Genomic DNA, 12,681 nt, shown 5'->3' on the forward strand with positions numbered 1-12,681 from the left:
TTTCCTTAATTCATTTCCAACTATCCGGATGATCTTTGAAGGTGTTTGCACATGGCTGTAAATGAAAATCTACGTACACCAATCGTTTCTGTAATGGGACATGTCGACCACGGCAAGACAACCTTACTTGACAGGATCAGGGGAAGCGCTGTTGCCGATGGTGAAGCAGGCGCTATTACCCAGCATATAGGTGCAACTGAGGTTCCCATAGAGAATATTGTAAATAAGTGCGGTGATCCTTCACTTAAAGACAAGTTCATAGTACCGGGTCTTCTTTTTATTGACACTCCCGGACACCATGCATTTACATCTCTTCGAAGCAGAGGCGGTGCACTTGCCGATCTTGCTATTGTTATTGTTGATATCAATGAAGGATTCATGCCACAGACAATAGAGAGTCTCCATATACTTAAAAGATTCAAGACTCCTTTTGTGGTTGTGGCAAATAAGATTGACAGGATCCACGGCTGGGAAGCTAACAAAAACCTTCCTTTCCTTGCTACATATAATAAGCAGAGTGAACGTGTAAGGTCTGATCTTGATAACAAGCTCTATGAGGTTATCGGAGAGCTTTACAATATCGGTTTTAACTCTGAAAGGTATGACAGGGTGAATGATTTCCAGCGCAATATCGGTGTTATTCCAATAAGTGCAGCAACAGGCGAAGGTATTGCTGATGTGCTTATGATCCTTCTTGGACTTGCTCAGAGGTTCCTTGAGGGTAACCTGCATTATGATGCAAAAGCCCCAGGAATAGGTACTGTCCTTGAAGTGAAGGAGGAAAAAGGCCTCGGAACTACTCTTGACATAATTCTTTATGATGGTATCATCAAAAAAGGTGATACTATTGTTGTAGGAAGCCTTGGAGATCCTATTCAGACAAAGATACGGGCTTTACTTAAACCACGTCCGCTTTCAGAGATCAAGGCTGAGGAAAAATTCCAGCGAGTTTCTGAGGTCACAGCAGCAGTCGGTGTCAAGATATCTGCACCAAACCTTGATGGTGCGCTAGCAGGTGCTCCTGTAAGAGTTGCAAGTCCGGATACCATTGATGCGATCACAGAAGAGATTAAGAGTGAGATAGAGGATGTCCAGATAGACACTGATACTATAGGTATTACTATCAAAGCAGATACTATAGGTTCACTTGAAGCACTTGTCAATGAACTGAAGAAAGAAGAGATTCCTATAAGAAAGGCAGATGTAGGCGATATCAGTAACAGGGATATCGTAGAAGTAACTGCAATTGAGGATCCGTTCTTCACGGTGATCGTAGGCTTTAATGTGAAGATCCTTCCTGATGCAAAAGACAAGCTTCAGTCAACAGAAGTAACACTTTTCCTGAACGATGTAATATATCGTTTAATAGATGATTACAAGGACTGGGTAAAGAAGCAGAAAGAACTTGCTGAGAAAGAGATATCCGATACTATCACAAAACCCGGAAGATTCCAGATCATGCCAGACTGTACATTCCGCCAGAGCAAGCCTGCTGTTGTAGGTGTAAAGATCATTGGCGGCGTGGTAAGGACGGGTGTAGATATTACTAACACTGAAGGTGAGGTTGTTGGTAAGGTAAAAGGCCTTGAGATGCGCGGGGAAAAAGTCTCCGAAGCAAAAATCGGCATGGAAGTTGCAATGGCTATTGAAGGTCCGACAGTTGGAAGGCAGATCAAGGAAGAGGATACACTCTTTGTAAATGTCCCTGAAAGACATGCAAAGAGAATGGAACATGAAATTTACGACTCAATGACGGCAGATGAATTAGAAACACTTGATGCATTCCTTGCAATAAAAAGAAGGGATAATCCTTTCTGGGCAAAGTAAAATGGAGATGCACAATTCATTTAGAAAGATCATAACAAACACAGGAAAATAAAACCATAAGGAGGAAAAAATATGGCAGATTTTAAAGTAGTGGTTGCAGACCCTAAGACAAAGTCATACCAGTTTGATGTCACAGGTGCTGAAGCCAACAAATTCATTGGTAAATCAATTGGAGAAACAGTAGACGGAGCAACCGTCGGTCTTTCAGGATACTCACTGAAGATCACCGGCGGAAGCGACAAGAGTGGAATGGTCATGAGACCAGACCTCCCAGGACCAAGAAGACAGAGAGTCCTTGTTGCAAACGGAACAGGATACTCTCCTGTATCAAAGGGTGTACGCCGCAGAAAGATGATGCGTGGAAGAGAAGTTGCACCGGACATCGTCCAGATCAACACAGTTGTTGCAGAATATGGTGAGAAGACCATTGAGAAGATCCTTGGCGGCGACGAAGAGCCAGCAGAGGAAGTTGAAGCAGCAGCAGAAGAGTGAGTTCCTCACTCTTTCTTACATTTTTTTTATAATTTTTTATAAGATTTTTTATTCTTTTCTCAACCCGGTATATTGGGATTTTCCAAAGCCCACATCTACAATCTTATTCTCTGCAACCATTACTGCAAGGAATTTTTTAGCGCCTTCAATACTTAATCCTGTCAGCTCAGCAACTTCAGTATCATCAAAAGGCTCTTCCCTATCGATAAGAGGCAGAATTTCAGATTCTATTGTTTTATAAGTATCGGGATTGTGCCAGAGCTTTATTCTGTCAGCATTGAATACGGATTCATTATAAATTATTTCATTTGAAGATATGTCGTAAAGATAGAGGACAAGTCTTGGATGGATGTAATTTTCAGCCCAGTCTTTAATATCTGCATTCCAATCCGAGTTCACAATACACAGGCTTTTATACTGTCCTGCAGGAACCGTAGTTGCTTTTTTCTGGACAAATTCCATAATAGTTCTAAGATTATCAAATGGTTTCCAGTAGGTTTCAAATAAGATAGCATTAAGTACCATTTTCCGAAAAATGGTTCCGGAAATATACTTGTCTGAGATTTCTACTTTCCATTTTTTATCTCCTATATATTCACCATCAAATGATACCTCAGGCTGGTGATTGGAATATTTTTTTTCCAGAATATTCATGTAATTGTAAAGTTTTGAAAGTATTTCCGTATCAATCTCTTTTTTCACATTGTCTTTTTGTTGTTCTTCCAGGACTTCTTTATTTACAGATGAGCTTGAGATTGTAGGTTCAGGTTTAGTTGCATTTCCTGACCTGCCATAAGTTAGACTGATACTTTCATGTTCTGTTTTCTTTATTTCTTTTTTCTCTGGAATTTTCTTATCACGGGACATCACACGTTCTGCACTTGAAGCTTCCATCTGTTTTAGCTTGAATTCATTAAGAATGTCCTTATCAACATTTATACGCTCATTAAATGCTTTTTTGAAACTCTCAACCATATCGTCCAGTGAAAAAATATCAATGCTATCGGACTTTATTGTTGATGCAAAAATATCATTCATTTTAGCAGATTCTGCTAAAAGCGTATCTTCAATTCTGTAGAACTCTTCCAGAGTTCCTTTCTTTCCTGAAAAACTGTCCAGATCCTTATTTTTGATATCTGCAAGTAGCTGGGAAACGGATGATCTGATATTCCGTAACTGAAAATTCAGGTCAGTCTCTTTGTTCTGATATGTTTTCTGAATCAGCTTTTCAATGGAGCTATAAACATCATTCAGGTTCCTGATGATTGCCTGCCTGTTCTGTTTCTCCAGTTCATTGGGATCTTTTAATCCATCCATCCAATCCTTCCAGCATCTATTGGTTTTGTTAATGTAATCTCATTTTTGAACAAGTTCAGAGAATACTTCTTCTTCTCCTGTTTTCTGGACAGCAGTCTTTGCTTCTATATACCAGCTTACAATAGATGGCTTGCGTTTTTGCAAAACCGTTTCAAAGTCCTGCATTTTTATTTTTCTTGGGTTTCCACCTCTCAGTGCTTCTCCAAGTGGAATATCAGCAGCTTCTTTGCAAATAGCTGCAAGATCAGCTCCTGAATACGAGTCAGTGATCTCTGAAAGATATGATATGTCCAGATCATCATCAATCGGACGTTTTTTCAGGTGTATATGAAGTATGGCTTTTCTGGCTTCAAGGTCAGGTTCAGGAACAAATACAAGTTTACTGAAACGTCCGGGGCGCCGAAGGGCCGGGTCAATTGCCCATGGCTCATTGGTTGCTGCAAGTACCAGCAGGTCATCGGAAGCTGTATCCACACCATCCATCTGGGCCAGCAGTTCGTTGACAACCCTTTTTGCGTAATCTTCGCTCTCACTTCTTCTGGTAGCAATGGAATCTATCTCGTCAAAAAAGATGATAGACCTTTTTCCCTGACGTGCGATATCAAATATCTGTTTGATATTCTTTTCAGATGCTCCCACCCATTTACTGACAATGGTACTGGTCTTCACACTGATGAATTCTGCACCGCACTCTTTTGCGGCTGCTTTTGCCATCATGGTCTTACCGCATCCGGGAGGTCCGTAAAGCAGAATTCCTTCTCCAGCCTTTTGACCGTACATCTGGTATAATTCCTTATGTGTAAAAGGATAGATGATGGCCTTTCGTATTTCCTCTTTAACATCCTCAAGGCCGCCAATATCTGGAAAACCAATGTCTGGAATCTCTTTAAGGAAAACATCATCCTTTGTTATGGAAGATTCATCATTATTTCCAGAACTTCTGTTTCCTTCAAGAGTTCCCCCTGATGAGACTGCATTTGAACCTTTCAGTGCCTGGGCTCTGGCAAAAAGGTGTTCAGCAAGATCACGCTGGGTATTTTTATCCATGTCATCTTTGGACAACATGGATGCATCGTTATACAGCTTTGCAGCCTTCAGATACAGTTCCCTGGCTCTTTCAGATTCCTTTCTATCTTCCAGTTCCCTTGCAGCTTTTGCATACCCTCGGGCCTGGGCAGCTAACGTAATGGCTGAGTTCAAACAGGCACCTCAATTCAGAACCTGATATTTTCAGAAAAGAATACCGTATTATTCGGTATTTGCCATCTCTGATTCAATCTTCTTTGAAAGTTCATCCTTTGCAGGCTGTTCACTTGAAAGCTCAGCAAGCAGTTCAGACCTGAGTGAATCCTGCATTTCACTGAGTTCAGTGCCGCCACTCATGGCTGCATCCATGGAAGCTGTCATCATGCTTGTTGCAGTGTTCACTTTTTCCATAGATGTTCTGATATTGGTCACAGCATCTTCAAGTTTAGAAGTATCAAATCCAAGTTGTTTTTGCCATTTGCCAAGATCATTACCAATCTCAACAACTTCCTTAAGGCCTGTCTGCATCTCGATGACATCGGTCATGGACTGTGCCATTTCCACCATACTGCTGATAGTGTTGACCTGACCTTCGACGAGTGAATATCTTCTCGAAGCAACCCTGAACTCTCTGTCATTACCTTTTGCCAGTGCTTCTTTTGCCTGATCTCTTGACTGGTTCTGCTTCTTGATAAGTTCTTTCTCGCGTGTTGACAACCTTTGTTCTGAAATGGACAGTTTTGTCTTAAGCTCTTCTGGTGATATTTTCTTAAATGGATTGGTCAATCCCACTTATAATTCCTCCTCCATTTTCTTCTGTTTCGCAAATCTGATACAAAGCTTCATGGCTTCGGATCTGTTGATTGCTATCCCCATTTCTACTAATGTATCCAGATATACTTTACTATCTTCTGATATTCTTGCGCTTACAGGATAAGAATTAGCCATAGTTTACCAACTTGATATTTGTATGCCTATGTATACAATGGAAAACAATATATATAATATTTATTCAATATCTTTATTAGATATTATAATCGATACTTTATGAACATGCCTATTGAAATAGGGTGATAAGATCATGGCATTTAAGTGGAAAAGAGAAACAGATGACATTGCCAGAGTGGTTCCAAAAAAGCAGGTTGGGGGATTTTTTAGTAAAGCAGTGATCCTCGCTCCTAATGAAAAGGCAGCCATGGTAAAGAATGGTGTAGTGGATGAGATAGTAGACAGCGGCAAATTGCAGGTAGGAGGTTTATTAAAACCCGGCAACATCGGAAAGGATGTGGATGTTGCCCTGATGGATACCTCTCCAAAAGATCTCCAGTGGGCAGAGAATGATCTCTGGACAGGGGATAACCAGAAAGTATCATGCAACGGTCTTCTCAGGTTCAGGATACAGGACCCTAAACGTTTTTTCCAGATGCTCTATGCCTATGCCACAACTGACAAAAAAGGAATAAGGGCACTTTCAATACAGGATATATACAAGCGCCTTGAAAGTGAAGTTATCACTCTTGTCCTTGAGCCAGAAGTGAGGCAGGAAGATATAGAGAAGCTCTATGGTAACAGGGACCTTCGCCTTAACATTGAGAATGAGCTTGAAATGCGCCTGCGCTCCACGCTATCAATGTGGGGTCTGGAAATGCTGAAGTACACTGTGCAGTGGGATCTTGGTTCCTATGGTCAGGTCATGCAGGCAACAAATGATTTCCAGACACGTGAAGAACTTGCTGAACTTGATACTCTTGCAGTTGAAGGAGATTTTGAACGCAGGGGCAGGGAGGAAGTTGCAGGTATCCGTGCAGACCAGGCAACAATTGCTACTGGAAATGAGTTCCAGAGAAACCAGAGACTGAAAGATGTCCATTCTGATCTTGACATTGACAGGTTGCAGCATGAAGCTGATATTCGGGAAGCTCAGGATGCCATCCGTCTTAAAGAGGAATTAAAAATCTCAAAAGCAAGGGGCATGAGGGCAGAACTTGAAGTCGATCAGGACATGAAAGACCGTGAACACGGAAGGGACATGGAATACCTGAAACACATAACCGAAGCCGGTGGTTCTGATGTTGCAAAGACAGTGTCTGAGGGAAGAGAATATGGCCGTATGTCTCCGCAGCAGCTTGAAGCTCTGGCAAAGGTCAAACAAAGCGAAGCTCAGGCAAAAGATGACAAGGTTAATTTCATGATGGAAGTAGAAGACAGGGAACGTGCAGATTCCTATCGCAGACAGGAACTTGATGCTTCTATGATGGGAGCTGCACAGGGTAAACGCTCACCCACCGTCCGAAAATGTCCGGGTTGTGGTTCTACCGTTCCGGCAGAATCAAGTTTCTGCAGTCAGTGTGGGAAAAAGTTAACTGATGTCTGATGGAAAATGCAGACAAACTCCACACATCTTTTTTTATGTGAAATTTATATATCACTAAAGCAAAAAAAGTAGTAGCATTATAGGACAGGCAAGGGTGTAATATTGGTACAGAAGCTTCTTCAGTTATTGTGTATAGTTCTCCTGACATGTGCAATGCTAGGGTCCGGTGTAGCTATTGCACCATCCAGTGACTATTATGATATAACTCTCACAGAAGGTGAGATCGCAGAGATACAGGATGGTTACTATCTCAGCGTTATTGATGTCAATACCGATAGGGAAACGGCAAGGTTTATTGTTTCCTATTATGATACTTCAGTGCTTGACCAGTATTATGCAATTGGTGACTACCTCTATTACGAGGACAGTAACATCGTGGTGCAGTTCAAGGTAAGTGATGTCTATTATGATTCTTACTATGGTTATGACTATGTGGTCATCTCCGATTTATACCTTTATCCGGATTATACTGTGACCTATGATGATAGTTCTACTGCAAGGACAGATGTGGACTATTCTGATTTTACTTTCGTGGAGGGTGATGTCGTAGAAATACAGGATGGTTACCATCTAACTGTTGAAGATGTAGATACCTATAGTGAAACGGTGAGATTCATTTTATCTTACTATGATACTTCGGTGTTGGACCAGTATTATGCAATTGGTGACTACCTCTATTATGAGGATCGTAATATCGTGGTGCAGTTCAAGGTAAGTGATGTCTATTATGATTCTTACTATGGTTATGACTATGTGGTCATCTCCGATCTATACCTCTATCCGGATTATACTGTGACCTATGTTTATTCTGACTATGATCGCCCCGATACATCAGATGAAGATGCATTGTATGAGATGATCAGTACTCTTATTTTTATTTTTATAGTGGCTCTTGTACTTCGAAAAATATCAAAGAATAGAAAGAAGAATAAAGTAGACAAGAATTCCGGAGATGGAATAGAACCGAAATCCGGTTTTTCAGGCCAGTCACAGAATAACCTGCCTGATTCAAAGGGAAATGTTGACGCAGTTAAGAACAGTGCTTCTGTTGCTTCTGTTTCAAAAGATCCAAAAAAGAAACCTGTAATTGTTAAATCGGCTATCCAGTACAAAGGTTCAAACATACTTTACAAGATAAAGGTAGAAAACCCATCAGACGAACCACTGGGCGATATAACTATCAGTCTCTTTGTTCCGGAAGTATTCCATGTAAAGGAAAGCCGCAAGAATATTTCAATGCTGCAGTCCGGTGAAGGAAAGACTGTTACATTCATCATCCGACCAACAGGCGAATGTGGTGATTGTATACTTTCCGGCAATATCAGGTATTATGATTACAGCATGAAGAAACATGTCCAGGTGGACCTGAGTAATAAGATGGTGAATATTGTCTGTCCTGTGCTGAAAGTAATGGAGATCGATGAGAACAACTGGCGACTTAATGTAAGTTCAATGATGATCGCAGAAGAGGATACCAAAGACCTGGAGATACCGGCTGAGAATCTCTTTGATATTACAACCCGTATACTGAAAGATCTGAATATGTATATGATAACTCCGGAAGTAACTTCAACACAGCAACTTTTTACCGGCGTTGCAAGGTTCTATGCGCAGGGGGTTGCCGGTATGAAATATGCAGCTTATATTGAAGTTGTAGGTAAACGTAAATCCCGGCTCATCGTTAAGGCCTGGGCTGAAAAGGAAGAAGCACTGACAGGTTTTTATCATAAGATCCTTGAGGAGATTGAAAAAAGAACTGATATCAAACTCTTTGTTGATGATTCTCTTACACAGTATAATATAAACAGTACCACAATTCAGGATAGTGTAATCCAGCGTTCCAATATTGGAACCGGAAAAAGGAAATGTCCTCAATGTGGACGTGAGGCAGGAGATAATGAAAGATTCTGCCTTAAGTGTGGTCAGAAACTTGATTGAATACAAGATTTTGTCACACCACTTTGTGTACACCAAGGTCAAAAGGTTCCTGCTGGCAGATTATTTCATTGACCTCAAAGGAAAAGTTCAGGTTTCCAAAATCAATTTTTCCTGAGTTGATCGGTTTTACAACAACTGATGTAAAACCGGATGAATGTGGCTGGATATCTTTAATACATACATTTGGTTCATGGCATTCTATAAAGGATGAAAAACAACTATTGAAGCATACATTGTGTAGAATATCATCTGATCTATTATCGATATATATACCAATGGAATTCCCTACTTCGTGATATAATGATTCCGGCATTTTAATCCTGATATTGACTTCAGGAGTCCGGACACAGTATTTTCCAAAAGGTTCAGGTCCGATTTTACAATTGTTTCCTCCGATTTTAAAAAATACTTCAAAGCTTCCAAGTTCAATGTCTCCTCCTTTGCAGGGTGTTATGAGATATCTGGTATTGAAAACAGATTCTGGTTTTATATTCTTTGTTTCGGAAAAAGCAGTGTCATATTTCAGGTAATCAGGGAAAGAACATTTGACATGCAGTTCTTCAAGTTCAATGTTTGATTTATTTGTCAGCTTTAATGAGATTTTACTTTCATGTCCAAATTTTAGCTGGTTTTCTATGTCTGCATTTAATTGAAGGTAAGTATGATTGACCTTTATGTTCTCAAAAAAGAATGGTGGTTTCTGGTGTTTGTGTCTGTCAACCTCAAGATAGAGGTCATAATAACCCATGGAAAGACTACCTGCTATCATAGGCACAAATGAAATGTTTGCACAGATGGACGATCCCGGTTCGAGTGAACCAAGACTAAGAACTGGTTTGCTGCAAAGGACCGTTGCTGGAAAAACGACTCGCAACCATATGTTTTCAATTCGCTTATCAGTTGGATTGTTTACTCTTAGACAAAGTGGATTTTTAAATCCTAATTCTGCAGAATCTGCAAATCGGTAGTCGACATTAATTGATTCGATTACCTGCATTTCCCTAACTCTTTTTCTTTCGATACCGATTTTCTTTTCATACATCCAGAATAAATATAGCGGTATGTATAGGAGAATTACATACATCGGAGCACTGGCGATGTAGGCCGGATCAGGTCTACTTGTAACTGAAAGTACGCGGGTCACAGTAAAGAATGAGGTAAGCATGACCCAGAGGAATACATAGAATTGAAAGAAGATTCCAATTCTTCCACCTGCTTCATTTTGAAGTGTGTAGGTGAGGGATCTTGTAATATCATTCAAAGGTCCCAGGTTCAGTTGAATCACCTTTTTACATTAGTGTTAAGTATCTTATAGGGTTTTATTTATAAATATATTAGTGAGTTTATAGCTCATATACATTTTGCAGTCACTTTTTAAATTACAGCAAATAATAAATTCTACAGTTATGGCAAATTATAAGTAGTATTATTCGGAATACAACTTCCTTAGCAGTAAGCTTGGGTTTACTGATAGTTATATATTGAATTAATTAGAAATGTCCTTAAAGGAGGTTATTGATGAGACTTGAGCTTATAGATAAAAGATCAAGATTTGATGATTTTGAAAAGGAGTATCGTGACTCCAAAGCATACCTTCGCAGGGCAAAATTGTTCCTAAAACAAGGACAGGATCATAGTGTTGTGTTTAATGTAGCTTCACTGGCTCTTGAACGCTATCTTGTGGCACTTTGTTACCTTCATGATATGGAGCCTTTCAACCACAATTATACCTGTTTGATGGATACTGTTGAGATGTTCATGGAACCACCGGAAGAGCTCAATAAGGAGATAAGGTCACTGGATGAGATCTTTGGCATCTGTAGCATTGATGATTACTTCCACGGAGAACCAGAGGTTTCTGACATGGAGCGTATTCTGGGAATGTGTGAAGAAGTGGAAGAACTTTTTGATCAGGATAAAATTAATTCATTCAGGGAATCTTTGTTAACCGACTCTGAATAATCCTGGTTAAAGGATTACTATCATCTCTTTTTTTAAAACGTATTGAATTTTATTTTCTTCTTTTTTAGCTACCATAGTTGGAACTATGGGCCATAATATTTATATCTAATTATTTTGCTTTAAAACATGTGATTTTTTAAATATCAACAAAAATTATTATTCTGTTGGTTGTTTGTAGAGTATCAATTATTAAAATAAATGGGTGGATGAATGAAAATGAAATCTAAAATCGTATTTGTATTATTTTTAATAAGCATAGCACTTTTAAATTCAGGCTGTATTGGCGAGGGGTTAACTGCTGATCAGATTGCTGAAAAAATGCAGGAAAAACAGGCAAATATAGAGGATATCTCAGCAACATTGCATATGACAGTTTCAACTGAAGCTGGAACTCAGGAGATGGAATATGAGACACTTCAGAAGAAGCCTGATAAGACTAAAAGTGTTGTTATCTCTCCAGAAGAGATGGCAGGTCAGGTAACAGTTTCCAATGGAGAGAAAATGTGGATTTATTATCCGGATGCTAACAAGGTTACAATTATGACAATGCCAGAAGTTTTTGATGACCTTGAGATGGATTACTCATTAATTATCGGAGACATTTTAAACGAAACTGATGTTTCTCTTGAAGGTACTGAAGAGATTGACGGAAGAGATACTTTTGTATTGACGCTGATTCCAAAAGAAAATGAAAGCCTGTATGGTTCCGATATGAAAGTCTGGATCGATGAGGGGACATGGACTCCATTGAAGATTGAGATGGGGGTAGACGATACATATCATGTCATTGTGGAATACAGGGATTTTGAAGTGAATACCGGTATATCTGATGATGAATTTGAATTTGAGATTCCCGAAGGTGCCGAGGTCACAGAGATTGATGATTTTGATGACTTACTTCCTGTTTCGATGACACTTGACGAAGCACAGAATCTATCAGATAATGAAATTATCACTCCTTCCTATTTGCCTGAAGGTTATGAATTAAGTAGTGTAATGTTCAGCAATACTTCCATTGTAGCAAACATTGATGAATCAGTTACCCTGATGTATTCTTATGATAACAATGGCATTGTAATAACTGAAAGTTTCTATAATGGGGAAATAGATCAGAATTCAATAATGCTGGAAAGCGAAACAGTTTCTGTCAATGGTAATGAAGCTGACCTTTATTCTATGTATGGTGATTCCTTGATGCTTCAATGGGAAATCGAGAATGCTATGGTTACCCTCAGTGCACCTCTTGACAGAGATGAACTAATTCTGATAGCTGAATCGATGGAATAATAAAAACTGTAATTTTATCGAATGTATGTAGTTCTTTCGGACTGCATACATTTCTTGTTTTTTCTCTACTGGTTTTTCGTACTCTTTAGATCGACAATGTACTTAATAGGGCTTTGTAGAAATCTGACATTAATTATTTGAATTATCCCGAAGGGTCCGGCGAAGCCGACGTTTTCCAACAAGAAAAAACAAATTAGTCTGCATAATACGCTGGAATACTTTCGTCATGTGATTTCTGTATGACTGTGTAGGAATATGCCGCCTTTGGTGGATAATCACTTTGTTTTTAGATTGCCGGTTGTTTTTGTGAAAATGAAAGAGAGCAATGTCTGTATTACTCATATCAATAGGATTTCTACAGAGTCCCTTAATAGGAAGTTATTTATAGTAAACATGCCAAGGAAGTATCGTTATGTTGCGTCAGACATAACACTCCGAACATTGCTACTTAGAATGAT

The 12,681-nt window shown here is 39.5% G+C and carries 10 protein-coding genes; 6 read left to right on the top strand and 4 right to left on the bottom strand.

Annotated features, from left to right (window positions below; all coding sequences use genetic code 11):
* The first annotated feature begins 51 nt into the window (after nt 1-51).
* Both infB and FKV42_RS13420 read left to right on the top strand, forming a co-directional pair.
* On the top strand, nt 52-1,827 hold the full coding sequence (infB, locus tag FKV42_RS13415) for a translation initiation factor IF-2 (RefSeq protein WP_154810804.1): 1,776 nt from the start codon (nt 52-54) through the stop codon (nt 1,825-1,827).
* A gap of 72 nt (nt 1,828-1,899) precedes the next feature.
* Nucleotides 1,900-2,319 carry a 30S ribosomal protein S6e gene (locus FKV42_RS13420; RefSeq protein ID WP_154810805.1) on the top strand — a complete coding sequence of 140 codons (420 nt, stop codon included), beginning with the start codon at nt 1,900-1,902 and terminating at the stop codon, nt 2,317-2,319.
* A gap of 48 nt (nt 2,320-2,367) precedes the next feature.
* Here the strand turns inward: FKV42_RS13420 and FKV42_RS13425 are convergent, their stop codons facing one another.
* From FKV42_RS13425 to FKV42_RS13435, 3 genes are read right to left on the bottom strand one after another with little or no spacing between them, the layout of a single operon-like run.
* Nucleotides 2,368-3,636: a hypothetical protein gene (locus FKV42_RS13425; protein ID WP_154810806.1), complete on the bottom strand. Its 1,269-nt coding sequence runs from the start codon at nt 3,634-3,636 to the stop codon at nt 2,368-2,370.
* 39 nt (nt 3,637-3,675) lie between these two features.
* A complete protein-coding gene (locus FKV42_RS13430) occupies nt 3,676-4,836 on the bottom strand; it encodes an AAA family ATPase (protein ID WP_154810807.1) in 1,161 nt (386 codons plus the stop codon).
* Nucleotides 4,837-4,884: 48 nt separating this feature from the next.
* Nucleotides 4,885-5,454 carry a hypothetical protein gene (locus tag FKV42_RS13435; RefSeq protein WP_154810808.1) on the bottom strand — a complete coding sequence of 190 codons (570 nt, stop codon included), beginning with the start codon at nt 5,452-5,454 and terminating at the stop codon, nt 4,885-4,887.
* A gap of 289 nt (nt 5,455-5,743) precedes the next feature.
* Between FKV42_RS13435 and FKV42_RS13440 the strand changes: the two genes are divergently transcribed.
* Nucleotides 5,744-7,036 carry a zinc ribbon domain-containing protein gene (locus FKV42_RS13440; protein WP_154810809.1) on the top strand — a complete coding sequence of 431 codons (1,293 nt, stop codon included), beginning with the start codon at nt 5,744-5,746 and terminating at the stop codon, nt 7,034-7,036.
* Nucleotides 7,037-7,138: 102 nt separating this feature from the next.
* Nucleotides 7,139-8,974: a zinc ribbon domain-containing protein gene (locus FKV42_RS13445; RefSeq protein ID WP_154810810.1), complete on the top strand. Its 1,836-nt coding sequence runs from the start codon at nt 7,139-7,141 to the stop codon at nt 8,972-8,974.
* Nucleotides 8,975-8,987: 13 nt separating this feature from the next.
* On the opposite strand, the gene FKV42_RS13450 is transcribed toward FKV42_RS13445, so the two are convergent.
* A complete protein-coding gene (locus FKV42_RS13450) occupies nt 8,988-10,259 on the bottom strand; it encodes a hypothetical protein (protein WP_154810811.1) in 1,272 nt (423 codons plus the stop codon).
* 233 nt (nt 10,260-10,492) lie between these two features.
* On the opposite strand from FKV42_RS13450, the gene FKV42_RS13455 reads away from it, so the two are divergent.
* A complete protein-coding gene (locus FKV42_RS13455; protein ID WP_154810812.1) occupies nt 10,493-10,936 on the top strand; it encodes a HEPN domain-containing protein in 444 nt (147 codons plus the stop codon).
* A 210-nt stretch (nt 10,937-11,146) separates the two neighbouring features.
* Complete coding sequence (locus FKV42_RS13460; RefSeq protein ID WP_154810813.1) at nt 11,147-12,223, top strand: outer membrane lipoprotein-sorting protein; 1,077 nt, start codon at nt 11,147-11,149, stop codon at nt 12,221-12,223.
* The last annotated feature ends 458 nt before the right edge of the window (nt 12,224-12,681 follow it).

This window comes from Methanolobus vulcani (genome assembly GCF_006546655.1).
Lineage (GTDB): Archaea > Halobacteriota > Methanosarcinia > Methanosarcinales > Methanosarcinaceae > Methanolobus > Methanolobus vulcani_A.